Source organism: Corallococcus sp. AB030, assembly GCF_003668965.1.
GTDB classification, from domain to species: domain Bacteria; phylum Myxococcota; class Myxococcia; order Myxococcales; family Myxococcaceae; genus Corallococcus; species Corallococcus exiguus.
Genome location: NZ_RAWQ01000037.1, coordinates 12781 through 37652, shown reverse-complemented (window position 1 = coordinate 37652; position 24872 = coordinate 12781). Strand labels below are relative to the sequence as shown.

14 protein-coding genes are annotated in these 24872 nt (G+C 68.5%); 7 read left to right on the top strand and 7 right to left on the bottom strand.

The annotated features are described in order from the left end of the window. Positions 1-2 precede the first annotated feature (2 nt). Complete coding sequence (locus D7Y15_RS12280; protein ID WP_121752679.1) at positions 3-1178, bottom strand: acetate/propionate family kinase; 1176 nt, start codon at positions 1176-1178, stop codon at positions 3-5. Further along, a complete protein-coding gene (locus D7Y15_RS12275; protein WP_121752671.1) occupies positions 1175-3535 on the bottom strand; it encodes a phosphoketolase in 2361 nt (786 codons plus the stop codon). The genes D7Y15_RS12280 and D7Y15_RS12275 overlap by 4 nt, the downstream gene beginning before the upstream one ends. Before the next feature lie 234 nt (positions 3536-3769). On the opposite strand from D7Y15_RS12275, the gene D7Y15_RS12270 reads away from it, so the two are divergent. Beyond that, on the top strand, positions 3770-5239 hold the full coding sequence (locus D7Y15_RS12270) for an ELWxxDGT repeat protein (protein WP_121752670.1): 1470 nt from the start codon (positions 3770-3772) through the stop codon (positions 5237-5239). A 102-nt stretch (positions 5240-5341) separates the two neighbouring features. On the opposite strand, the gene D7Y15_RS12265 is transcribed toward D7Y15_RS12270, so the two are convergent. Then, complete coding sequence (locus tag D7Y15_RS12265; RefSeq protein WP_121752669.1) at positions 5342-6811, bottom strand: MDR family MFS transporter; 1470 nt, start codon at positions 6809-6811, stop codon at positions 5342-5344. A gap of 180 nt (positions 6812-6991) precedes the next feature. On the opposite strand from D7Y15_RS12265, the gene D7Y15_RS12260 reads away from it, so the two are divergent. Continuing rightward, on the top strand, positions 6992-8263 hold the full coding sequence (locus tag D7Y15_RS12260; RefSeq protein WP_121752668.1) for an O-antigen ligase: 1272 nt from the start codon (positions 6992-6994) through the stop codon (positions 8261-8263). 26 nt (positions 8264-8289) lie between these two features. Next, the gene (locus D7Y15_RS12255; RefSeq protein WP_121752678.1) at positions 8290-9156 is read left to right on the top strand and encodes a GNAT family N-acetyltransferase; all 867 of its coding nucleotides are present in this window, start codon (positions 8290-8292) and stop codon (positions 9154-9156) included. Positions 9157-9195: 39 nt separating this feature from the next. Here the strand turns inward: D7Y15_RS12255 and D7Y15_RS12250 are convergent, their stop codons facing one another. Further along, positions 9196-10296, bottom strand: coding sequence for a hypothetical protein (locus D7Y15_RS12250; RefSeq protein WP_121752667.1), 1101 nt, complete (start codon positions 10294-10296; stop codon positions 9196-9198). 69 nt (positions 10297-10365) lie between these two features. Continuing rightward, positions 10366-12681 carry a patatin-like phospholipase family protein gene (locus tag D7Y15_RS12245; protein ID WP_121752666.1) on the bottom strand — a complete coding sequence of 772 codons (2316 nt, stop codon included), beginning with the start codon at positions 12679-12681 and terminating at the stop codon, positions 10366-10368. A gap of 57 nt (positions 12682-12738) precedes the next feature. Between D7Y15_RS12245 and D7Y15_RS12240 the strand changes: the two genes are divergently transcribed. Beyond that, a complete protein-coding gene (locus D7Y15_RS12240; protein ID WP_148712749.1) occupies positions 12739-13275 on the top strand; it encodes a hypothetical protein in 537 nt (178 codons plus the stop codon). Here the strand turns inward: D7Y15_RS12240 and D7Y15_RS12235 are convergent. Then, entirely contained in the window at positions 13272-14321 is a 1050-nt protein-coding gene (locus tag D7Y15_RS12235) for a glycosyltransferase family 1 protein (protein WP_233604910.1), read from the bottom strand. The genes D7Y15_RS12240 and D7Y15_RS12235 overlap by 4 nt on opposite strands. A gap of 92 nt (positions 14322-14413) precedes the next feature. On the opposite strand from D7Y15_RS12235, the gene D7Y15_RS12230 reads away from it, so the two are divergent. The 3 genes from D7Y15_RS12230 (at position 14414) to D7Y15_RS12220 (ending at position 21555) form a co-directional block, all read left to right on the top strand. Continuing rightward, positions 14414-15544 carry a glycosyltransferase gene (locus D7Y15_RS12230; protein ID WP_121752663.1) on the top strand — a complete coding sequence of 377 codons (1131 nt, stop codon included), beginning with the start codon at positions 14414-14416 and terminating at the stop codon, positions 15542-15544. Positions 15545-15762: 218 nt separating this feature from the next. Beyond that, positions 15763-17157 carry an undecaprenyl-phosphate glucose phosphotransferase gene (locus D7Y15_RS12225; protein ID WP_121752662.1) on the top strand — a complete coding sequence of 465 codons (1395 nt, stop codon included), beginning with the start codon at positions 15763-15765 and terminating at the stop codon, positions 17155-17157. Between the two features lie 99 nt (positions 17158-17256). After that, complete coding sequence (locus D7Y15_RS12220; protein WP_121752661.1) at positions 17257-21555, top strand: hypothetical protein; 4299 nt, start codon at positions 17257-17259, stop codon at positions 21553-21555. 68 nt (positions 21556-21623) lie between these two features. Here D7Y15_RS12220 and D7Y15_RS12215 read toward each other — a convergent pair whose 3' ends face one another. Further along, entirely contained in the window at positions 21624-24440 is a 2817-nt protein-coding gene (locus tag D7Y15_RS12215; RefSeq protein WP_121752660.1) for a vitamin B12-dependent ribonucleotide reductase, read from the bottom strand. Positions 24441-24872 lie beyond the last annotated feature (432 nt).

Genomic DNA, 24872 nt, shown 5'->3' with positions numbered 1-24872 from the left:
CCTCACCCGCGAAGCAGCCGGCGCGTGTGGTGGGCGAGTTGTCTCTCCTCATCGCTGGGCAGCACGCAGACCGGACACCGGGAGCCCTTGGCTGTGATGAGCCCCTCGCCCGCCTCGTTCCGCCGCGCATCGAGCTGGATGCCCAGGTGGCCCAGTCTCTCGCACACACCCTCGCGGATCCGCGCGCTGTTCTCCCCGATGCCGCCGGTGAAGACGAGCATGTCCAGCCCGCCGAGCACCGTCGCATAGGCGCCCACCGTCTTCGCGATGCCGCGCGTGAAGACGTCCACCGCCAGTGCCGCCGCCGCGTTGCCCGCCGCCGCGTCGCGCGTCAGGGCCTGCATGTCGCTGGTCCCCTCCGACAGCCCCCGGAGCCCGGCGTCGTGGTTCACCAGCGACTCCAGCGCGTCCGCGTCCATTCCACCCGTGCGCATCAGGAATAGCAGGACGCCGGGATCCAGGTCGCCCGTGCGCGTTCCGCTGGGGATGCCGCCGGTGGGCGTGAAGCCCATGGACGTGTCGACGGAGCGTCCCCACTCGAGCGCCACGAGGCTCGCGCCATTGCCCAGGTGCGCCACCACGGTGCGTTCGTTGATGTGGGGCAGCAGCCTCGCCACGATGGACTCATACGACAGGCCATGGAAGCCGTACCGCTGCACGCCCTGGTCCCTCACGGAGCGGGGCAGGGGGAGCGTCGAGGCGACCTCCGGCAGCGTGGCGTGAAAGGCCGTGTCGAAGCAGACGAACTGCGGCACGCCCGGGTACTGCCGCTCGGTGGCCCGGATGAGCCGCAGCGCCGGAGGGATGTGCAGCGGCGCGAAGTGCGTCGCCTCCTCCAGCGCCTTCATCACCTCCGGCGTCAGGGCCTGGTGCTCGCGCAGGTGGGGACCGCCATGCACCACGCGGTGCCCGATGGCGCGGGGCCGCTCTGCGCCCAGCTCCTCCAGGTGCCGCACGGCCTCGCGGAACGCGTCCTCCTGTGACGGATTCCGCACGTCCACCGCGCGCACCTGCTTCCCCGCGCCGTCCTTCACGACCAGCCGGCCCTGCTCCGCGCCAATGTGGGTCGCGCTGCCCTTGAACCGCACCGCCTCCTGGCCACCCTGCTCATCGTAGAGGCCGAACTTCAGCGACGACGAGCCGCTGTTGATGACCAGCACCGCGCCTGAATCACTCATCGCGCGGTCCATTTCCAGTCGGCCACCTCGGGCATGTCCTCGCCGTGCTCCGACACGTAGAGCTTGTGGCGCTGGCGCACCTCGGAGAAGCGCTGCTCCGCGTCGTCCAGCCGGTGCCGCGCGGCCTTCGAGTGCCGGATGGCATCCAGCGCCAGGGTGAAGCGGTCCATGTCGTTGAGCACCGTCATGTCGAACGGCGTCGTCGTGGTGCCCTCTTCCTTGTACCCGTGCACGTGGATGTTGCCGTGGTTGGCCCGGTTGTATGTGAGCTTGTGCACGAGCGTGGGGTAGCCGTGGAACGCGAACACCACGGGCTTGTCCGTGGTGAACAGGCGGTTGAAGTCCTCTTCGTTGAGCCCGTGAGGATGGACGTGCACGGGCGCGAGCGTGAAGACATCCACCACGTTGACCACGCGCACCTTGAGCTCCGGAGCCCACTCGCGCAGCAGCGTCACCGCGGCCAGCGTCTCCATGGTGGGCACGTCGCCCGCGCAGGCCATCACCACGTCCGGGTCGCCATCGTCATTGCCAGCCCAGTCCCACGCGCCAATGCCCGCCGAGCAGTGGCGCACCGCACTCGCCATGTCCAACCACACCGGCGAGAGCTGCTTCCCCGCGATGATGAGGTTCACGTAGTTCTTCGAGCGCAGGCAGTGGTCCGCCACCGACAAGAGCGTGTTCGCGTCCGGCGGCAGGTAGATGCGCACCGTGTCCGCCTTCTTGTTGGCCACGTGGTCGATGAAGCCCGGGTCCTGGTGGGAGAACCCATTGTGGTCCTGCCGCCACACGTGCGAGCTGAGCAGGTAGTTCAGCGACGCGATGGGCTTGCGCCACGGCAGCTCCCTGGCGCTCTTGATCCACTTGGCGTGCTGGTTGAACATCGAATCGATGATGTGGATGAACGCCTCGTAGCAGGAGAAGAAGCCGTGGCGTCCGGTGAGCAGGTACCCCTCCAGCCAGCCCTGGCAGAGGTGCTCGCTCAGGACCTCCATCACGCGGCCGTCCACGGAGAGGTTCTCGTCCGTGGGCTCCTGCTTCGCGTCCCAGCTCTTGCCGCTGACGGCGTAGACGTCCTGGAGCCGGTTGGACGCGTTCTCGTCCGGGGCGAACATGCGGAAGTTCTTCGCCGCCAGGTTGTGGCGCATCACATCCCGCAGGTAGCCGCCCAGCACCTTGGTGGCGCTGACCTGCTTGGAACCCGGGACGCCCGGGTCGACCGCGTAGTCGCGAAAGGCCGGCAGCACCAACGGCACCAACAGCTGGCCGCCGTTCGAGTGCACGTTGACGCCCATGCGCAGCCGGCCCTTGGGAGCGATGTCCGCCAACTCCTCGCGGAAGGTGCCATTCGCGTCGAACAGCTCGCGGGGCCGGTAGCCGTGGAGCCACGCTTCCAAAATCTTCAGGTGCTCGGGGTTGTCGCGCACCTCCTCCAGCGGGACCTGGTGGGCGCGCCAGGTGCCCTCCACGGGCTTGCCATCCACGACCTTCGGGCCGGTCCACCCCTTGGGGGTGCGCAGCACGAGCATGGGCCAGCGCGGGCGGGTAGGGTCGTTCTTCTCGCGGGCGTGGCGCTGGATGCGTGTGATTTCGGCGTAGAGGGTGTCCAGCACCTGCGCCATCCGCTGGTGCATGTCCTTGGGGTCGTCGCCCTCCAGGAAGTAGGGCGTGTAGCCGTAGCCCTTGAAGAGGGACTCCAACTCGTCGGCGTCGATGCGGGCAAGCACCGTGGGGTTGGCGATCTTGTACCCGTTGAGGTGCAGGATGGGCAGCACCGCGCCGTCGGTGATGGGGTTGATGAACTTGTTGGAGTGCCAGCTCGCGGCGAGCGCGCCCGTCTCCGCCTCGCCGTCGCCGACGACGCACGGGACGATGAGGTCCGGGTTGTCCAGCACGGCGCCGTACGCGTGGAGCAGCGAGTAGCCCAGCTCGCCGCCTTCGCTGATGGAGCCGGGGACCTCCGGCGCGTCGTGGCTGGGGACGCCGTAGGGCCAGGAGAACTGGCGGAACAGGCGCTTCATGCCGTCGCGGTTGCGCTCGATGTTGGGATACAGCTCCGTGTAGGAGCCTTCGAGGAACGTGTTGGCGATGATGCCCGGAGCACCGTGGCCGGGGCCAATGAGATACATCATGTTGGCCCGGTGGTTCCGGATGATGCGGTTCAGGTGCACGTAGATGAAGTTGAGGCCGGGCGTGGTGCCGAAGTGCCCGAGCAGTCGGGGCTTGATGTCCTCGCGGGAGAGGGACCGCTCCAGCAGCGGGTTGTCCTTGAGGTAGATCTGCCCGACGGACAGGTAGTTCGCCGCGCGCCAGTAGGCGTCGATCTTTCCAAGCTCCTCATCACTCAGCGGACCCGCCATCTTTCATCTCCCGAGGTGTAGGCCGTGCATCCCCCGGGGAGGGATGGGACTCCATCTGGCCCACGACATGCAATGTCTGTGATGGGAAAAGTCGGGCGCGTCGGTTTCCCGACAGCGGAGGGGCCTTCGCGTGCGCGTCATGTTTACCGCAAGCCCTGACACCGCTGGACCACATTGGCAGCCATCTCCAGGTGTCCCACCGTCCCTTGCTTCGGTCTGACAAGGAGTTGGGCAATGCGTATGCGATTCGGGTGGATCCTTGCAGGGTTGTCGTTCGTGGGCTGTGGTGGAGCGCGGGACATGGAGCCGCCCGTGGCCCAGGAGCAGCAGGTTCAGGCGCAGGCGTGCACACCCGCCATGGCGGCCTTCAAGGTGAAGGACCTCCTCCCGCCGGGTGCGCCGTTGCCTTCGCCATCCCGGCCCATTCCCGATTGGCTGACGAACGTGGCGGGCACGCTGTACTTCACCGTGGATCCCTACCAGGGGACGGCTGGGCTGTGGCGCAGTGACGGCACCGGGGTGGGCACCGTTCCGGTGAAGGAGTTCCCCTTCGCGGGCTTGAACTACCGGGACTTCTCGTCGCTCACGGCCGTGGGCTCGCGGGTCTTCTTCAAGATGAGTGACCCGGCCACGGGCTTCGAGTTGTGGGTGAGCGACGGGACGGCGGCGGGAACGAGGCTCGTGAAGGACATCGTACCGGGCAGCGCGAACTCCATTCTCTCGAATCTCACCGACCTGGGGGGCGTGCTGACCTTCTTCCGCAGGGAGGAGAGCGCGGTGGAGCTGTGGCGGTCGGACGGGACGGAGGCGGGGACGTACCGGGTGGTGGACTTCGGCTCGGGGGCGTTCCTGTCCAGCTCCACGGTACGGACGAATGACGCGCTGTTGTTCTTCCTCCAGGACGCGACCCACGGCACGCGCCTGTGGCGGACGGACGGCACGGCGGCGGGCACCCGGCTCGTCAAGCGCGTGGACGCGGGGGCCCCCTTCGTGACGGCGACGCGCCGGCTCGCGAACGGCAACGGGTTGTTCACGCTGGACGACTCCGCCGGGACGGAGGTGTGGCGGACGGATGGAACGGCGGCGGGCACGGTGCGCCTGGACACCTTCGGCAAGCAGGCGCGGCTGCTGGGGGCGCTGGGCTCCTACGTCTACCTGTCCACGCTCGCCGACGATGGCGAGCGGTTGAAGCTGAACCGCCTGTCGCTCTCCGGAGGCGGGAAGACCCTGGTGACGACGCTGCCCAATCCCTATCCTGGCCAGCAGGACAACACGCCCTACGTGCAGGACTCGCGGGAGGCCGGGGGCAAGCTCTACCTGTCCGTGGCGATCAGCTCGCCGGGCCCCGCGCCTCGCCAGGTCGGGCTGTGGGTGACGGACGGCACTGCGGGAGGGACGCGGCAGGTCAGCCAGGGGCTCACCACGTCCGACGAGAGCAGTTCGCCCCTCTTCGACACGGGCTCTGGCACGCTGCTCTTCAGCTCGTGGGACGGCGGACTGGGACTCATGCCGCAGGTCACGAATGGCACGGCGGCGGGCACGGGGCGCGTCACCACCTCGAGCCCCGGGGCCGAGGGACCCGAGGAGTTCACGCGCGTGGGCAACAGGATCTACTTCCGGGGGTTCTCCGGCGTCTGGGGTGACGCGTTGTGGGCCGTGTCCGCCAACGTGACCTGCACGCCGCTGAGCGCCAGCGCGGAGTGACAGGGCCGGTGAGCGTCAGCGCAAGGCCAGACGCATGACGTGCCGCCGGCTTCCAGCGAGCCCCAGCTCCTGGAACCCGGCGGCTTAGAAGGACGCCGGGCATCAGTGGGAGGCGGTGACGTCCGACATGTTCACGGGCGTGGTGACGCGCTTCACCTTGGGGAAGAACAGGCCCGCCGCGAACGCGGCGATCATCGCCGAGCACATGATCCAGAAGTTGATGGACAGCCCGGTGTTCAGCGCTCCGCCGAGCGTCTCGAGGACGGCGGGAGCCAGGCCGCGTCCATGCTCGGGGCCGAGCAGCTCCGTGGCGGCGCTCACGGGGACATTCGGGTCCTTCATGAGCTGTGACACCAGCACGCCGCCCATGATGCCCACGCCCAGCGACCCGCCGATGGTGCGGAAGAACATGCTGCTGGCCGTGGCCACGCCGCGCAGCTCCCAGCCCACGGTGGTCTGGACTGCCACCATGGTCGCCATGGCGGCGAAGCCCAGGCCAATGCCAAACAACCCCATGGCGAGCTGCGGCACCAGCATGGAAGCCCCGGGCTTGAGCAGCAGCGCCATCAGCACGGTGCCAATGGAGGCCAGCCCCAGCCCGCCGACGATGAGCGGCCGGAACCCGGTGCGCACCATGAGCCTGCCGCCGATGAGGCTCGCCAGCGGCCAGCCGACGATCATGGGGGTGATCATCCCGCCCGCCATCGTGGCGGAGCCGCCGAGCACGCCCTGCACGTACAGGGGCACATAGGTGGTCGCGCCGAACTGGGCGGCGGAGAAGAGGGCGCCGGCCAGGCTGGAGATGGCGATGGTGGGAATCTTGAAGATGCTCATCGGGATGATGGGCTCGGCGGCGCGAAGCTCCACGAACACGAACGCGGTGAGGAGCACGGCGGCCAGGGGCAGGGCGAGCAGCGTCGCTCCCGAACCCTGCACGCCGAACAGCAGCGCCACGACGCCCGAGGACAGCAGCGCCGCGCCCGCGTAGTCGAGCCGGGCACGCACCTTGGGCTTGAGTTGCTCGTGGAAGAACATGACGAGCAGCACCATGGATGCGATGCCGATGGGGATGTTGATGAAGAAGATCCAGTGCCACGTGAGGTACTTCACGATGAGGCCGCCGGTGAGAGGGCCGGCGAGGCCCGCGATGCCCCACACGGCGCTGAACGCGCCCTGGACCTTCCCGCGCTGCTCCAGCGTGTAGATGTCCCCGATGATGGTGAGCGCGATGGGCTGCATGGCGCCGGCGCCCAGGCCCTGGAGGACGCGGAACGCGATGAGCATGTTCATCGACGTGGAGAACCCGCACGCCAGGGACGCCAGCAGGAACAGGGTGGAGCCGAAGAGGACGATGGGCTTGCGGCCGTAGAGGTCGGCGAGCTTCCCGTAGATGGGGACGGTGATGGTGGATGACAGCATGTACGCGGTGAAGACCCACGCGTAGTGCTGGATGCCGCCCAGGTCGCTGACCACCGTGGGCATGGCGGTGGAGACGACGGTCATCTCCAGCGCGGCCACGAAGAGGGACAGTGCCAGAGCCAAAGTGGTGAACGGTCGATGGGTGGTGCGCATATCGGAAGGGGGACCGGGGAAAGGACCCTGGGTAACGCGTGCCCGTCCAGAGCGCCAACGTCAAGCGCGTGAAAAGGGATGACGGCGTCCATCGCCGGGGATTCCAGGTCCAGTCCGGAAGGGCAGCGGAGCACGAGGTGGGATAGGGTCCACCGGCCTCGCGAATCCGAGGCGCACGGTATGGGCACGGAAACGAAGACGGTCGAGTCAGGGCGCTGGAAGACGGCGGTCGCCACGGTGTTGGGGCTCTACGCGGTAGGTCTGGTGCTGGCGGAGGCGGTGCTCCAGGCCGGAGCCATCCTGGCCACGGCGCTGGCCCTGGCGCTGGCGGCAACGAAGCGGCTGCGCCTGGAGAAGGACGTCAGGGCGTTCGTGCTGGCGAGCGTCGCCCTGAGCGTCTGGCAGCTGCTGTCCCCGGCGGTGGCGCTGCTGACAGGAGCCGCGACGAAGTGGCCCCGGGGCGCGAGGTACGGCCAGGCGCTGGACACGGTTGCGGGAGCCGCGGTCGCGTGCATCGGGACGCTGGGAGTGCCGTGGCTGATGCTGGGGAGCCTCGTCGCGGGAGGCTGGCTGCTGGCGGCGGCGCTGGGCTTCTTCCAGCACCGGGTGCAGTGGCCCTGGGAGCCGCCCAAGTTCCTGAAGCTGAACCTGTCGCGCCTGCACGAGAACTTCGGAACGGAGGAGAACCCGAGGTACGCGGCGGGAGGCTTCTTCTTCCACCGGCTGCGGTTCGCGCACGGAGCCATCGCGGTGCTGGGCCCGGCGCTGGCGGTGATTGGCCGGTCGAAGGTGACGCGGAGGCGGGTGCTGGCCGGCGTGATGGTGCTGGGGCTGCTGCTGTCCATCTACGGCGCGTTCGCGCGAGCAGCGTTGGGAGCGGCGCTGGGCGTGTGCGTGCTGGCGCTGCTGCTGTTGCTGCGGGGGACGGCGCGGAAGGCGGGGCTCGGAGTGGCGGTGGCGCTGGTGGCCGTGGTGCTGCTGACGCCCGCGTGGCGGGAGCGGTTCGGCAAGGCGGTGGACAACCTCTTCGGCAGCGGAGAGCGCTCGCTGGCGATGTCCGTGGGTTGGCGCCTGGTGCGAGAGCACCCCTGGGTGGGCGTGGGCTTCGGCAATCACAAACCCGCGGCCCTGGCGACGCAGGCGGAGACGGGTATCACGGACCTGCTGGCCACGGACTCACACAACATCTGGCTGACGGCCTGGGCGGAGACGGGGCTCGTGGGCCTGGTGCTGCTGGCGACGATGCACTTCCTGCTGGCGAGGGCATTGGTGCGAAGGCACCGGGCGGGTTCGATTCCGGCCACGGGAGCCCTGCTGTCCTTCGTGGGCTTCCACGTCCTGGCCCTGGTGCACTACCTACCGTTCCACCCCAGCGTGCACCTGTCGTTCATGCTCATCTGGGGCCTGGGGCTGTGCGAGTTCTGTACGCCGCTCCGCCATGAACCTGATTGAGTTTTCAAGCTGAGTGGGGGCGTGTGATGGAATCCGTTGCGGTCACCGAAATCAGGCAGGTCGATACCGGATTGCAGGAGCTGTTCTGTGACTACGTGCCCCAGGTGTTCCGCCGCGCGGACTTCCGCCGTTGGCGTGCATGGGGAGAGTGGAACGACGACTATCGTGCGTTCGCGCTGATTGAGGACGGCCGCGTGGTGGCCAACACCTCCGTGATGCGGATGCGCCTGCTGTTGGAAGGGCGCGAGGTGCTGGCCCATCAGCTGGGAGCCGTGGGGTGTTTGCCGTCGCATCGTGGCCGGGGACTTGCGCGCGTGGTCATGAACGCCGCGCTGGACGCGTGTGGGGATGCGCCCGTGCTGCTCTTCGCCAACCCCAAGGTGCGCCAGTTCTACCCGCGCTTCGGGTTCCAGCCTCAAATGCAGACGTTGTTCGCCACCCCGTACGATGCCGTGCCGGCGGGCCCACCCGCGCCCACGCTCAATCTGGATGACGCGGAAGTGCGCGCTGGCCTCGCCACGCTCTCCAGCGAAGGGCGTCCCTCCACGGAACGCTTCGGCGCGCGAGGCTACGCGACGGTGGCGAGCTGGCCCGTGGCCAATGGCTTCGCGAGGCCCCTGCGCCAGTTGGGAACGGACGCCTGGGCGTTCGCGGGAGTCGAAGGCGAGACGCTGTACCTCGACGACGTCTTCGCCCGCGAGCCCTTCGACCTGCGAGCCTGGATCCCCCGGTTGATTGACCGGCCCATCCGGTCCATCCGCTTCGGGTTCACTCCGGAGCGCTACTGGCCGGAGGCCGTGACGGCCGGTGAGGACATGGAAGCCGACCTGTTCGTGCGCAACTTCCATCCCTCACAAGAGGCCCACCGGTTCCCGGTCATGGCCCACACATGACCCTGACCCCATTCACATGAATGGGGACAGGGAGGAGCCTCACTGGCAGAGCCGCTCGACCGACTTGATCCGCACCACGCCGTCAACTTTCGGATCGTTGGTCTGGTCTCCGAGGGCGATGGTGCCGGTCGCCGAGAAGTTGTTCCGCGTGAGCTTCGCGACGCCGTCGATGCTCACCGTCGCGACCTTCGCGGCATCCACCACGAGCTCGTAGACATGGTACGCGCCATCGGTCACGGAGAATGCCGCGGACTGCGTGTCATCCGCCCAGCCAATCGCCGCATTGTCCAGGTAGATCATCTGCGAGCGATCCGTGGAGTTGCCGAACGGCGGGGTGAAGCTGCCCAGGATGGCCGCGCCGCTGTCGAGCTGGTTGTGGTTGTTCGCCGACTCGACCTGCATCGTCACGCGGAGCTTGAACGGCTTCGTTGCGTCGAACGCGTTCGCCCGCGTGATGAGCAACTGCCCGCTGGTTCGGCCGCCGCTGTCCGTCGACGTCGCGAGGCGGACGTAGTCCTCGCCGTACGTGAGTGTGTTCGGCGTCTGCGCGACCGTCGTCCAACCCTGCGCTGCGATGTCGACGCCGCCGACCAGCAGCGGAACGCTCGCGCGAGCCGACCACGTCGTCGTCGACGTCGTGGGCGCGCAGACCTCGCAGGCATTCGCGGGGTTCGGCGTACCCTCGGAGTAGAACGTGCCGTCGATCAGGCATTTCGGGCTGCACGCCCCGGCCGAGCAAATCTGTCCCGAGCCGCACGCCGCCCCGTCCGCGAGCGGCGTCCACGTGGTCGCGGACGTCGCGGGCACGCACTGCTCACACGCGTTCGCCGGGTTCACCGCCCCGGCCTCGACCTGCTGGCCGTCGATCCGACAGACCGCGACGCAGACACCGGCCTCACAGGCCTCGGTGGTCGTGCAGGCCTGGTCGCACCCTCCGCAGTGGGCAAGGTCACTGTCGGTGTTGACGCAGGTGTCGCCGCACTGCGTGGTGCCAGCGTCAGTGCACATCTCAGGAACGGACGCATCTGGCACAGAGGCGTCGGGTGTCCCGCCGGGAGGGTTGGGGGAATCGTCACTGCAGGCAGCGAAGATGCCGAGTACGACGATGCAGGAGAGAGCGATCGAGCGAATGGAGACCATGAAGGTACGTGACTTTACGCCCGCGTCACGGATCTCAGGGGGGCCCGTCCTGGATTTCGCGAGGACTCGTCAGAGTCCAAGCTCCAGGCCGATGCCTGGGGCCACGGACCAGAGCGTCTTCCGCGAGTTGCTGCCCGGGTACCACTCGCCGACCACCTGGGCCCGGAGGAACTCCAGGAAGGTGATGCCCACGAGCGCCTGGACGACGGGCCGTGAGCACGCGGTCACGTGGCTGGCGCCTCGGTCCGTGCAGAGGCTCGTTCCGTAGTCGTCGTTCGCGCTGAACAACCATCCGGCGCGAAGGGCCAGGCGGCTTTGGGAGAGGAAGGTCTGCTCGGCGCGGGGCTGGAACTCCAGTCCTCCCGCGAGGATCACGCCAAAGGGATCGCTGCTGCTGCCGGAGGAGAGGACGTCCTCGAGTCCCCGAAACCCAAGAGCACCCGCGAACCGGAGCCCGGACGACAGAGGCATCTCGGAGGCCCCGACGCTCAAGCCCAGTTCGCTCTCCGTGGGCCCCATCGTGATGTGCAGCGACAGGCGCTGGGGTTCGTAGCTGATGCTGTCCACCGCGAGCTTGCTGGCGAAGCGGACCGTGGGCTTGTCGGCGGCGGGCTGCACCGCCGCGAGCCGGATGGCCGCGTCACCCAGCGCATGGCGGATGCGCATGACGGCCTGGTCTCCTTGGCCCTTCGGGACACCGAGGTCCCGGAACCCGAAGCCGTAAGCGCCCAGCAGCCGCATCGAATACGCCAGCTCTGATTCCTCTTTGCGCTGCTTCCAGTCCGGCCACGTGTTGGCCTGGAGGCCCGGGACATGGGGCGGCGGCTGGCCCGCGATGGCGCGGTCACAGTGCGCATTGCGCCAGGTGCCCGGGGGGACGCTGCCGGCGGACTTGCTGCATGCGTCGTAGAGCTGGTCGAGAGACATCTGCAACAGCGCCCGGAAGTCCGACAGCGCTTCGCCCTGGCACGCCTGCTCCGCGCTCGGTGAGGAGTCATAGACGGCGCTCATGCAGGCGAAGGGCTGCCATCCGCCAACACCATCCATCGCCGCTGCGCGAGGCTGTTCCGCTTGGGTGTGCCCTTCCCGGAACGCGTCATCCATCATCCGCCGGGCGTCATACATGCCCAGGTAGAAATCGAAGACACGGAAGCTTTTTTCGAAGAAGCCCAGGAACGCGAAGAGGGGGGCACCGGCAGCAGGGAAGTGCCGACGGGGCAGGGTGAGTCGCTTGGCGATCTCCGGCTCCTCCTCCAGCAGCATGGCCAGTTCCTTGGACCGCGCCGTGTCCACGAAGGCCGCCAGGATCTCCGCGAGTGTTCCCGGCAGTGACGTGGGTCCGGCGCTCGCCTGCGGAGGTGGCGCGACCGGATACTCGGTGGCGTCCGGATCGATGAATGCGAACGCGATACCGGGAGGCGTCGTGCGTGTGTTGGGCTGTGGAACCGGACGCCACTCCAGCTTGCCGTCCGCGGTTTCGCGAAGACCATCACGGGCGAGCCCCACGGCCAGACGCAGGGGTGTGTTGTCGAAGACGCCGCCATCGATGAAGAGTTCCCGCTTCGCCTCCGAAGGCAGACAGACCCCAGGCTTCGCGGAGGCGTTCGGCGCGCAGGTCCGCAGGGGTTGGGGCGGGAACGCGATGGGGAAGGACATGGACGCGAGCAGCAGTTCGCGCAGGTTCGCGAAGGGGAGCTCTCCGTGCTCGTCCGTCTCCAGCAGCAGCTCCATGCGCCGGCCCTCGCGCGCGGTGTAGTTGGTCGCGCGTGGAGCGCGTCCGGGCCCGCGTCCCTGGATGCGGATGGCGAACTTCTCTTCGAGTCGCGGAAGGTCGAGACGGCCATTCGCGGCCTGAAGGGCACGAGGCGAAAGGCGCGTCGTTGAAACTCCGAGCACTACGTCGCAGGAGCGGTCCAAGCCTCGGTTCCAGGCCTGTTCGACATGAGAAGCGCGCCGCTCCAGCGCCTCCCGCGAGAAGACTCCGAGCGGCGTCGTCGAGGACGGGACGAAGAGGTCATTGAAGCCGATGGGAACCCAGATGTCCCAGAACAACGACTGGCCCGGTGTTGACGCATCCACGCCACAGGTCGCCATGATCGCAAGCAAGGCGTTGAGGCTTCCCGCGGATGCGCCAGTCACGAGTCGCAGGTCCACGGCGCGCTCTCCCTGAGAGGATGTTCCCGAGTAGTACAGGAACCCGGCCTCATACGTGCCCAGGGATACGCCGCCACTCACCGTCAGGGAGAAAGCCTTCGGAGTTGCGCCCTGGAGCGGGTGGATGGCCTGGGCGCTTGCGGTCGAGGCGAAGAAGAGCACCACCCCGGCAAGAACACGCGCTACTCGGAATACGCTTGGAATGAGGGGCGAAGTCGCAAGGCTTGTCATGGAAGGTAGCTCGGGGGTGGCTTGGGTCCTGTCCAGAGCTGGTTTAGACTGGCACTCATGAACCCGTCATCGTTGCGACTTGCTCTTGTGCTGTCCTGTTGCGGAGCGCTTGCCGTCGGCTGTGATTCGCCCGCCAAGGGATCGTGTCAGGGAACCCATCTGGGACAGGCTGTGAACTGGCCCATTGACGGTGAGAGGAGTTCCCTGGAGCGGACCCATCCGGCTCTGAACGACAACAAGGTGACCTACCTCGCGTTGTCGTATGTCACGGATTCTCTCCTTGATAAGGGTGTGGCCTCCATCGGGGTGGGTATCACGTTCAATGAAGAGCTCGTGATTCGCTCGCCGACTGCTTATGAGTTGGTTCGGGGGAGCGAGGATGAGCTGGTTGCCGCAGGCGAGTCCAGCGGCTTGCGGTGGGCGGGATACTACGACCCCATCAATGACCTGCGGATGGGGGGCTATCTCAAGCCCGGACCGCCGTCGTCCGCGACCCTGACCCTTGACCATGTGGCAAACGCGGATGCGCAAGGTGAATTTGTCTATCGCTATTTCGATGGCAGTGAATTGAATTGTACCTTCGACGTGAACTAACCCAGGGCTCTGCGAAATACACCCAACGTCTGCAATACACAGATGTCCCAGGTGAAACGCGCGGCCCTCCCCCTGCCCAGGTCCACCAGTTCTCGGCGGAGGGAGTCGTCACGTAACAGTCGCAGGCATGCCTCCCTCCATGCGGAAGACACCGTCGGTTCCAGTCGGAGCGCCGCGTCGCCCACGACCTCCGGGAGCGCTGTCGCATCCGCCGCGATCACCGGGCACCCGGACGCCATGGCCTCCAGGGCCGGCAATCCAAAGCCCTCGTACTTGGACGGCAGGAGCAGCGCCGTAGCTGCCCCATAGAACAACGGCATCTCCGACTCAGGCAGTTGCTCCAGGTCGATGACGTTCTCGTGCAGTCCCACTTCGTGTGCCACCGCGCCCCTACCCGCGAGCAACACCAGGGGCACCGGCAGGTCCGGAGCGAACTTCCCCAGCATCGCCAGGTTCTTGAACGGCTTCGCGTTGCCCACGACCGCGATGTACCGCTCCGGCAACTCATGCTGCTCCCGGAATGCCTTCGCCTCGCTCGCCGTGGGCGGCTGGAACCTTGAATCCACGCCGTTGTGGATCACCTGGAACCGGTACGGCGACATCTTCAGATACTTCCCCAGCTCCTCCCGGGAGAAGTCAGACACCGTAATCAGCGCAGTCGCCAGCCGGGCCCGCGGTCCCACCACGGCCTTGTAATAAATCGCCTGCACCGGCGTGTACTGGTCCGCCAGCGCCAGGTGGTTCGCGTCGTGCAACGTCGCCACCAGCTTCCCCGGCCAGAACAACGGCAACGAGAACGACGTCGCGTGGAACAGGTCAGGCTTCAGCTTCGTCAACTCGTACGCCAGCAGCGGCTGCTCGGTCGGTGACAGATACCCCGCCCTCGACCGGTGCAGCGGAATCGTCGGCGTCAGGTCGCCCAGGTCGTCCGGCAGGCCCTTCGCCGGCACCAGCGCGGAGAACTCCAGGTCCGGGGCCAGGGCGGGCAGACGGCGCGCCAGCTCCAGCGCGTACCTCGCGATGCCGTGGAGCTGACCGCGCACCATTCTCAAGTCGAGCAGGACAGAAGGCACGCTCCCTGGCCTACCACACGCCGCCTTCCCCCCGCACCGCCGCGCCAGTGCTAGAAGCCCCTCCCGTGAAGGTCGCCCTCGTCCACGACTGGCTCGTCACCCACCGCGGCGGAGAACGCGTCCTCGACGCCCTCTGCGAACTGTTCCCCAGCGCGGACCTCTACACCCTCATCCACCAGCCGGGCAGCCAGTCCCCGCGCATCGAGGACCGGCGCATCACCACGTCGTTCCTCCAGCACATCCCGGGCATCCACTCGCGCTACCGGCACTTCCTGCCGCTGTTCCCCCGCGCCATCGAAGCCCTGCGCATCACCGGCGACTACGACCTCGTCCTGTCCTCCAGCCACTGCGTCGCCAAGGGCATCCACGCGCCTCCCGGCGTGCCCCACCTGAGCTACGTCCACGCTCCCATGCGGTACATGTGGGACCTGTTCGACGAGTACTTCGGCCCCGGCCGCACCCGCCTCCCCGTGCGCGCCGCCGCCCTCGCCGTGCGCCCCTACCTCCAACACTGGGACCGCACCTCCACCCAGCGCGTGGACCGCATCGTCGCCAACTCCCAGCACATCGCCGGGAAGATCCGCCGCTTCTGGGACCGCGACGCCTCCGTCGTCCCGCCCCCCGTGGAGCTCGAACGCTTCACCCAGGTGCCGCTCGAAGGGGGAGGACAGGGCGGCTACTTCCTGTGGCTCGGAGCCTTCGCCCCCTACAAGCGCCTGGACGTCGCCCTGGAGGCCTTCCGCACCCTGGACACGCCTCTGTGGGTCGTGGGCACGGGGCAGGAGGCCTCGCGCCTCACGTCGGGGCCACTTCCGCCCCACATCCGGTTCCTCGGCAACGTGCCCGACAGCGCGCTCCCCGCCCTCTACCGCGACGCCCGCGCGCTCCTCTTCACCCCCGAGGAGGACTTCGGCATCACCCCCCTGGAGGCCCAGGCCACCGGCCGCCCCGTCATCGCCTTCGGCAAGGGCGGCTCCCTGGAGACCGTCACCTCGAAGACGGGCCTCTTCTTCCCGGAGCAGACCCCCGCGTCCCTCGCCGCCGCCGTGCGCCAGTTCGACGCCTGGGAGCAGTCCTTCCGGCCGGAGGACGCCCGCGCCCAGGCCGAGCGCTTCAGCCGCGCCCGCTTCCAGCAGGCCATCCAGGCGGAGGTGGAGGCCCTGCTCGGCATGTCCCCGTCCTCCCCAACGGTGTGACAACGCTGTCCACGCCGTCCCCAGTTTCCCGAGGCCTGCCTGCCCGGCGGGACGTCTTGTGTCCGCTGCCCTCCGGTGCAACCCCTTGGTTTCACGGAAAAACACGTGATAGGACGCCGCGCCGGGGGAGGGGCCCGGGCGCTTGAGGGCTCCCGGGGCTCAGGGTGCGTGTCTTGCATCCGACGGACGGTCCTCGTCCCCCGTCAGGAGTCACCGCGGTGTTTGGTCGCCTGCAGCGCTTCTACACGTCCATCAAGGTCGCCGCCGACGCGGGGATGCTCGGGGTGGCGTTCGTGCTCGCGTACTTCACCCGCTTCAGCGGCGTGTTCCCCATCACGGAGGGCGTCCCGCCCCCGGGTGAGACGTTCGTCTCCCTGGTGATGGTGCTGGTCATCTTCCCGATGACGTTCCAGCGGGCGCGGCTGTACGCGACCAACCGCGCGCGCTCGCACATGGGGGAGCTGTTCGAGCTCTTCAAGGCCACCATCACCGCGACGCTCGTCCTGGTGGCGGTGACGTACTTCATCCGCGAGCGCTACTCGCGCCTGACGCTGGCCATCTTCGTCGTCTACGCCTTCACGCTCATCGCGCTGTCGCGCATGGTCATGCGCCACCTGCTCAGCGAGGTGCGCCGGCGCGGCTACAACCTCAAGTCCATCCTCGTCATCGGCGAGGAGGAGCTGGGGCTGCGCACCATCGAGACCGTGGAGAGCCACCGCGAGCTGGGCTTCCGCGTGACGGGCGTGCTGGCGCTGAAGGAGGAGAAGGTCGGCCAGTGGGTGGGCGGCGTGCGCGTGGTGGGCCACGTGGGCGAGGTGGAGTCCTACCTGGATGCCCACCCCGTGGATCAGGTCATCATCGCCGTGCCGCTGGAGGACCAGGCGCGCGTGAAGCCGCTGATGGAGCAGCTGGCGCTGCGCACCGTGGACGTCAAGGTGGTGCCGGACCTGTACCAGTACATCACCCTGTACGGCGGCCTGGAGGAGTTCGGCGGCCTGCCCATCATCAGCCTCCAGGGCGACCCCATGGACGGCTGGAGCCGCGTGGCCAAGCGCGTGTTCGACGTGCTCTTCTCCCTGGTGGCCATCGCCGTCAGCGCGCCGATGATGGTGTTCACCGCCCTGCTGGTGCGCCTCACCAGCAAGGGCCCCATCCTCTACCGCCAGGAGCGGATGGGCATGGACGGGCGGACCTTCGCCATCCTCAAGTTCCGCACCATGCGCGTGGACGCGGAGGTCCAGGGCGCCACCATGGCCAGCGCGGTGGACGCGCGCCGCACGCCGGTGGGCACGTTCCTGCGCAAGTACTCGCTGGATGAGCTGCCCCAGTTCTTCAACGTGCTCCGGGGCGACATGAGCCTCGTGGGCCCGCGTCCGGAGCGGCCCGTCTTCATCGAGGAGTTCAAGCGCCAGATTCCGCGCTACCACCTGCGTCACAAGGTGAAGGCCGGCATCACCGGCTGGGCGCAGATCAACGGCCTGCGCGGCCAGACGTCCATCCAGAAGCGCATCGAGTACGACCTGTACTACATCGAGAACTGGTCGCTCCTGATGGACCTGAAGATCCTCCTGCGCACCGCGCTGGGTGGCTTCCTGTCGAAGAACGCGTACTGACCCGGGCGCCACCGGGCAGGCGAGCAGGACGGGTGCGCAGGTCGTATTCGTGCGCACCCTCTCTTTGGCACCGCGAAGCCGTTTAGACTGCGGGCCGACATGGGCGACAAGCTGGGATTGACGCTGGTCCGCAAGGGCCTCCTGACGCAGGCGCAGCTCGACCAGGGCATGAGCGCTCAGCTCGTGCATGGAGGCCGGTTGGGCTCCCGGCTCGTGGAGCTGGGGTTCCTCGACATCGAGACGGTGGGCATGGTGCTGGGCGAGCTGACCCGGTTGCCCGTCGCGATGGAGGCGGACTTCGACGCCGTCACGGACGCGACGCTGAAGCTGCTCAACGCGGATCAGGCGGAGAAGCACCAGGCGTTCCCGCTCGCGGTGGAGGGCCGGCGGCTGAAGGTCGCGATGGCCAACCCGTTGGATCTGCAGACCACGGATGCGCTCGGGTTCATCACCGGCATGCGCATCGTCCCGTACGTGGTGCCGGAGCTGCGGCTCTTCCACTACCTGAGCAAGCGCTACGACATCGACCGGCCGACGCGCCCACTGAAGCCGGCCATTCCGCTGCCCGCGCGGCGTTCGGTATCCATGGCGGCGGTGGCTCCTGTCGCCCCTGTGGCCATGGCGGCGCCGGTGGTCGTGCCTCCGCCGGCCGTGCCGCCTCCGCCCGCGCCCGTGCGCGCGGAGCCCGAGGTCGCGGGGATGTTCGGCGGGCTCGCGCCCGGACAGTTCCTCAGTGATGACTCGGAGGACTCCGAGGCCGACGCGGACATCGCCGACGCGGCCATCATCGGCGAGGAGCTTCCGGACATCGTGATGGGCGAGCCGGTGCGGGCTCCGCCTGTCATTGAGGCGGCTCGGCCCGGTGGGAGTCCTCCGGCCGCGCCGCCGCGATTGGCGGCACAGCCTCCGGGCTTGGTGGCCCGGCAGGGTGCGGCGGGTGGGCTTCCGTCGGCGGCTCCGGGGATGCCGGTGGCTCCGGGAGTTGCTCCACCTGGGGCTGCGCCGATGGGCGTTGTGCCTGGAGCGGTTCCTCCAGGTGCGGGAATGCCTCCGCGTGTGGCGCCTCCGCCGGGGGGGCAGCCACCCGGGATGATTGGACGGGGCGGGCCCGTGCCTCCGGCGGCTCGGCCTTCCGCGACGGGGATCCCCGCTGTGCCGAAGACGCCGCCTCCGGGCATGCGTCCCGCCGCTCCTGGTGTGCCGGGGCCGCGACCCGTGGGGCCTCCGGGGGCACCGATGCCGCCGGGGATGGTCCGCGCGGGGCCTCCGCCGGGAGCTCCGGGCATGCCGCCGGGAGCGGCGCCTCGGCCTCCGCCGGGCATGCCCGCGCCGGTGATGATGACTCCAGGTGGCGCGGGGCCTGTTCCTCCGGGGCAGCGTCCTCCGACCGCGCCTGGGGTTCCCGGTGTTGGGACTCCTCCGGGTGCGCGTCCGATGGGGCCTCCGGGCGCCATGCCGCCGAATGCCGTGCAGGGACGTCCCGTCCAGCCGCCTCCTCCGGGTGCGCCGCCGCGGCAGGGGCCACCCTCTGGAGTCGTGCCTTCGGTGGCTGCTGGCGCACCGGGTGTCGCCGTGCCTCCTCTCGGCGCTCCGGCGTTCGTTCCGCCGCCTCGTCCAGGTGCTGTCGCCGTACCTCCGGCCGCGATGGCCCAGGGCGCGACGAATGTGCTGTCGCCCGCGACAGCTCACGGGATGTCTGGTCCGGCGAATGGAGCCCAAGGCCTGTCTGGGGCAGCGAATGCCGCTCAAGGCAGTGTGCCTGCCATTGCGCCTCAAGGGCTGTCTGGGGAAACGAGCGCCTCCGTGGGCCTCGCTCCAGCTGCTGCGCGAACGGCCCAGGCTTCGCCAGTTGCGGGGTCTGCGCTGGCAGGGATTCCCCAGGACGTGGCGGGTGCCTCAATTCCTGTCATGGAGCGGCCTTCCGGTGGAGTCCAGCCCCCAGCGGCTCGACGTCCTTCCGGAGTGACTCGAACCATCACGGCGGCCGTGGCTCCGGCGGTGGCCTCCGTCGAGGAAGTCCCGGTAGCCAGTGGTTTGGTACCGGACCTCGGAGGTGAGTGGGGCGATGCATTCACTGTTGCCGCTCCCGCGAAGCCGGTGGCCGCGGACGTCGCGGATGCACCGTTGAATGCGAAGGCAGACGCCGCCATCGCCACGCCCGCCCCGAGTCCGTCGTTGTCCGGGCTGGTGCTGGACGCCGAGCTTCTCGCCGACGCCGACGTCAGTCCGAGTCCCGAGCCGCTCGACGTTGCACCTGTCGCGGCCGCTCCCGAGAAGGCGTCCGAGTCCGCGGCGATCCTGACCGGGGATGATCTCTCCGACGGCATCCTCGAAGACGTGGACGCCGTGTCCGCGGAGCTGCCGGCGGCGACCGCTGCGGAGGCCGCGGACATCCTCGACGTCGAGGACGTGATTTCCGCCGAGCCACACGAGGCGCGGGTTGCCGAAGCCTCGGACGTCCTCGAAGTCGATGCGGTGATGTCCGTCGAGCCTCAGAAGGCCCAGGCCACCGAAGCCTCGGACGTCCTCGAAGTCGATGCGGTGATGTCCGTCGAGCCTCAGAAAGCCCAGGCCACCGAAGCCTCGGACGTCCTCGAAGTCGAAGATGTGATTTCCGCCGAGCCGCACGCCGCCGAAGCCACGGACGTTTTCGAAGTCGAGGACGTGATTTCCGCCGAGCCGCACGCCGCCGAAGCCACGGACGTCCTCGAAGTCGAAGCGGTGATGGCTGCCGAGCCACACGAGGCGCTGGTCGCCGAAGCCACAGGCGTGCTCGACGTCGAAGCGGTGATGGCCGCCGAGCCACACGAGGCGCCGGTCGCCGAATCCACGGGCGTGCTCGAAGTCGAAGCGGTGATGGCCGCCGAACCACAACGGGCCCAGGCCGCCGAAGCCACGGGCGCGCTCGAAGTCGCAGGCTTGATGTCCGCCGAGCCGCACGCGCCTCAGGCCCCCGAAGCCACGGGCGTGCTCGAAGTCGCAGGCTTGATGGCCGCCGAGCCCCACGAGCCCCAGCCCATTCCCGAGGCGGAACCCGTCTGGGACGCCGCGCCTGACGCAGCCACGGCTGGCGCGAAGGGATCACCCGCGCAGGAATCCATCACCACGCCTGACGCCCCGAAGGATGGCGGGCTGTTGGAGGCGACGGAGCTCGCGGCCGTCCCGGAAGCGGCCGTCGCCGTCGAATCCTCGAAGCCGGAGAGCCTCCCTGAGGAGTCGTCCGTCTCCACGACGCCTTCGCCTGAAGCGAACGTTCCGGAGGCGTCTGTCATTGCCGCAGCCCCAGCCACGCTGGACGCCGAGGCCGACGCGCTCGAGTTCAGCCTGGCGGGAGACTCGCAGAAGCCCTCCGCGTCTTCGGAGGCCGAGTCCTGGCAGGTCGCCGCCGCACCGAAGTCCGACTCCGTGAGCACCGCTCCTCCGGCGGAGGCCCCCAGCCCCGCGCCCACCGAGGATCATCGAGCCGAAGTCCCCCCGGAGTTCGAGGTCGCCCTCGTCTCCCACTCGGACGTCGCCACGCCGACGCCCGCTGAAGAGCCCGTGACCCTGCCGATGCCGCGCCTCGTGGCCGCTCCTCCGGCGCCGGTCCGCGACCGGACGCCCATCGCGCTCGACGACCTGCCCACCTCCACCGAGGAACCCATGCAGCTCGCCTCCACTTGGGAGTTCGTGGGCTGGCAGGGCGGCGGGGAAGGGGAGGGCTCCGTGGGCCACAATCCGGAGACCACCTGGGCGGACCGCGTCGTGGACCTGGACGTCCCCGCCGCCGCGCCCGCTGCGGCCGAGGACGGCGTGGCCCTGGTCTCCGCGTGGGAGTTCATGCAGCAGCCGTGGCAGCCGCAGGACTCCGAGCAGGTCGATCCCGCCCAGGCCCTGCTCGCCGCCGCCAGCGCGTCCACCGACACGCCGACGCACGGTCCCGCCGTCTCCGCGGAACAGGTCCTCTCCGCGCTCGACACGGCGGACTCGCAGGGCATGGTCGGCAAGGTACTGCTGGCCTACAGCGCGGGCCGCTTCCGCCGGGCGTTCCTCCTGGGGGACAGCTTCGGGCTCGCGCGCGTGGGCCGTGCCTGGGGTCCGGGCAGCGACCGTCCGGAGGTCACCGCGCTCAAGGTGGACCTGGACGCGCCGTCCCTCTTCACCTCCGCCCTGAACGGCCCCAGCCCCAGCGTCTTCAGCGCCCCGCAGGTGCCTCAGGACGAGGCCATCTTCTCCGCGCTGTGCGGCGAGTCCGAATCCCACCTGCTCGTCTTCCCGCTGCACGCGCGCGGCCAGCCCGTGGCCTTCTTCGTCGCCGAGCACGGCCCCTCGCCCCTGGAGGTCGCCATGCTGGAGGAACTGGGCCGCATCGCGGACCGGGCCGTGGAGATCTGCACCCGCCTCCATCGCTTCCCCTGAAACACGAAGGGCTCCGGAGCTTGAAGCCCCGGAGCCCTTTCTCACTTCAGCTCAAGACCGACGCGCGCTCAGCTGCAGCCCGTCGTCGTGCCGCAGTTCGTGCACTTGTAGCAGGCGCCGCTGCGCACGGTGATGGCGCCGCACTGGTGGCAGGGCGGGGCGTCCGCCTGGTTCAGGTACGTGCTGCGCGAGTTCATCGCTGACAGCTGCAGCGTCCCCACCTGGGCCGGCACCGCCGCCTGCGTCACCGGCTCCGGACGGGCCTCCTCCACCGGCGTCACCTCCACGTCGTCCGCGCAGGGCTCCGTAGGCAGGAACTTCAACGACAGCCACCGGAAGATGTAGTCGGTGATGGACTTGGCGATGGGGATGGCCGGGTTGCCCGTGAAGCCGCTCGGCTCGTAGCGGGTGTGGCAGAACTTGTCCGCCAGCACCTGCAGCGGCACGCCGTACTGGAGCGCCAACGACACGCTGGTGGCGAAGCTGTCCATCAGGCCGCTCACCACCGAGCCCTCCTTCGCCATCACGACGAAGAGCTCGCCCGGCTTGCCGTCCTCGTACATGCCCACCGTCAGGTAGCCCTCGTGGCCGCCGATGGAGAACTTGTGCGTGATGGACTGACGCTCGTCCGGCAGCCGGCGACGCAGCGCCTTGGGCTCCGGCGTCACGGCGGGGGCGGGCTCCGCCACCACGCGGCGGGATTCCGGAGCCTTCTCGGGGGCCTTGTCCTGCGACGTGTTGAGCGGCTGCGTGCGCTTGCACCCGTCGCGGTACACCGCCACGGCCTTCAGCCCGCTGCGCCACGCCTCGATGTATGCCTTCTCGATGTCCTCCACCGAGGCGTCATTCGGCAGGTTCACCGTCTTGGAGATGGCGCCGGAGAGGAACGGCTGCGCCGCGGACATCATCTCGATGTGGCCCATCCAGTGGATGCTGCGCTGGCCCTTGGACGGCTTGAACGCGCAGTCGAACACCGGCAGGTGCTCCGGCTTCAGGTGCGGAGCGCCCTCGATGGTGTCGTGCTTGTCCAGGTACGCGATGATGTCCTGCGCCTGCGTCTGCGGGTAGCCCAGCTTCTCCAGCGCCAGCGGCACCGTCTGGTTGACGATCTTCAACATGCCGCCGCCGACCAGCTTCTTGTACTTGATCAGCGCGATGTCCGGCTCGATGCCCGTGGTGTCGCAGTCCATCATGAAGCCGATGGTCCCCGTGGGCGCCAGCACCGTCACCTGGCTGTTGCGGTAGCCGTGCTCCGTGCCGCGCGCCAGCGCGTCGTCCCACGCCTCCTTCTGCGCCGCGTGCAGCTCCGCGCTCACGCCGTCCACGGGCAGCTGGTACGCCGCCTTGCGGTGCTTGCGGATGACGCCGAGCATGGGCTCCGCGTTGTTGCCGTAGCCCGCGAAAGCGCCCTGCTTCTCCGCGATGCGCGCGCTCATCGCGTACGCCTCGCCGCACATCAGAGAGGTAATCGCCCCCGCCAGGTTGCGGCCCGCGGCCGAGTCGTAGGGCAGGCCGGACGCCATCAGCAGCGCGCCCAGGTTCGCGTAGCCCAGGCCCAGCGGACGGTAGTCGTGGCTGTTCTTCGCGATGCGCTCGGTGGGGTAGCGGCTGAAGCCGACGATGATCTCCTGCGCCAGCAGCACCACGTTCACCGCGTGCTTGAAGGCGGCCACGTCGAAGCCCCCCTCCAGCGTGCGGAAGTGCATCAGGTTCAGCGACGCCAGGTTGCAGGCCGAGTCATCCAGGAACATGTACTCGGAGCAGGGGTTGGACGCGTTGATGCGCGCCGTGCCGGAGCACGTGTGCCACGCGTTCACCGTGGTGTCGTACTGGAGGCCCGGATCGCCGCACAGGTGCGCCGCCTCCGCGATCTCACGGAACAGCTCACGGGCCTTGTAGGTCTCCATCACCTGGCCGTCGCGCACCGCGCGCGTCTGCCACGGGCCGTCGTTCACCACCGCCTTCATGAAGTCGTCGGTGACGCGCACGGAGTTGTTGGAGTTCTGGAAGTACACCGACCCGTAGGCCTCGCCGTTGAAGGACGGGTCGTAGCCCGCCTCGATCAGCGCCCAGGCCTTCTTCTCCTCGTTCGACTTGCAGCGGATGAACTCGAGGATGTCCGGGTGCCCGGCGTTGAGGATGACCATCTTCGCCGCGCGCCGCGTCTTGCCGCCGCTCTTGATGACGCCCGCGAACGCGTCGAAGCCGCGCATGAACGACACCGGGCCGGACGCGGTGCCGCCGCCCGCCAGCAGCTCCTTGCTGCCGCGGATGCTGGACAGGTTGGAGCCCGTGCCGCTGCCGTACTTGAAGAGCATGCCCTCCGTGCGCGCCAGCCCCAGGATGGACTCCATGTTGTCGTCCACGCTGTTGATGAAGCACGCCGAACACTGCGGGTGCTCCTCCACGCCCACGTTGAACCAGACGGGCGAGTTGAACGCCGCCTTCTGGCGCAGCAGCAGATGCGTCAGCTCCGCGTGGAACGCCTCGCGGTCCACCGCCGACGCGAAGTAGTGCCCGTCCTCGCCCCAGCGGGTGAGGGTGTCCACCACGCGCGCCACCAGCTTGCGCACGCTCGTCTCACGCTCGGGCGTGCCGGGCGTGCCCCGGAAGTACTTCGACGCCACGACGTTCGTCGCCAGCATCGACCAGGAGCGGGGGACCTCGATGTCCTTCTGATCGAAGACGACCTTGCCGTCCTCGCCCTTGATGCTCGCGCTGCGGTGCTCCCACGCCAGCTCGTCCGCCGGATCCACCCCGGGCGTCGTGAAGAAGCGCTCCACGCTCAGCCCCGTGGAGGACACCGCGGCCTTGCCCTTCGCACGGCCGCCGCGCCGCGGCTCCCTGCCCCCCACCACCGGCTTCCCGCTCAGTTCCTTCTCCATGACGCCCGCCTCCAAATCCACTGAGAGTGCTGATGCAAAATTTGCAAAATAGCCAACGCCGCGAGATCCCAGGGGATCCGATGATCACTTCCAGGTACGGGGACGGCAGCGTTGGGATGGTCCGGGATGGGCAGAAGCCAGAGGGTCCACCCCTGGAATCCGGGCCCGGGCCTGACTGCCCACCCGCCGGGCGGGCGGATCAATATGATCGCTGGTGGGGTCCGTCAACATCGCCCATTCCCCTATATCTAGTATCAGGTCCTCGCATACACACTGTATTTGGTGTGGGCGTTGGGTGGCTGAACAGCTACCTCAAGTTGGATCTAGGAACCCCGCCTGTGACTCGCAACGCCTGTTGTGGCTGGCAATGTATGGCCATGACCATGCGAAATCGGACAGGCGGGGAAGGGCGCCTGTCCAAGCGCTTGTGAT

Coding starts and splice junctions, on each gene's coding strand:
- D7Y15_RS12250 (WP_121752667.1), bottom strand. CDS start 10,296: ATGGTCTCCATTCGCTCGATCGCTCTCTCCTGCATCGTCGTACTCGGC.
- D7Y15_RS12235 (WP_233604910.1), bottom strand. CDS start 14,321: ATGGTGCGCGGTCAGCTCCACGGCATCGCGAGGTACGCGCTGGAGCTG.
- D7Y15_RS12245 (WP_121752666.1), bottom strand. CDS start 12,681: ATGACAAGCCTTGCGACTTCGCCCCTCATTCCAAGCGTATTCCGAGTA.
- D7Y15_RS12265 (WP_121752669.1), bottom strand. CDS start 6,811: ATGCGCACCACCCATCGACCGTTCACCACTTTGGCTCTGGCACTGTCC.
- D7Y15_RS12275 (WP_121752671.1), bottom strand. CDS start 3,535: ATGGCGGGTCCGCTGAGTGATGAGGAGCTTGGAAAGATCGACGCCTAC.
- D7Y15_RS12215 (WP_121752660.1), bottom strand. CDS start 24,440: ATGGAGAAGGAACTGAGCGGGAAGCCGGTGGTGGGGGGCAGGGAGCCG.
- D7Y15_RS12260 (WP_121752668.1), top strand. CDS start 6,992: ATGGGCACGGAAACGAAGACGGTCGAGTCAGGGCGCTGGAAGACGGCG.
- D7Y15_RS12240 (WP_148712749.1), top strand. CDS start 12,739: ATGAACCCGTCATCGTTGCGACTTGCTCTTGTGCTGTCCTGTTGCGGA.
- D7Y15_RS12280 (WP_121752679.1), bottom strand. CDS start 1,178: ATGAGTGATTCAGGCGCGGTGCTGGTCATCAACAGCGGCTCGTCGTCG.
- D7Y15_RS12255 (WP_121752678.1), top strand. CDS start 8,290: ATGGAATCCGTTGCGGTCACCGAAATCAGGCAGGTCGATACCGGATTG.
- D7Y15_RS12220 (WP_121752661.1), top strand. CDS start 17,257: ATGGGCGACAAGCTGGGATTGACGCTGGTCCGCAAGGGCCTCCTGACG.
- D7Y15_RS12270 (WP_121752670.1), top strand. CDS start 3,770: ATGCGTATGCGATTCGGGTGGATCCTTGCAGGGTTGTCGTTCGTGGGC.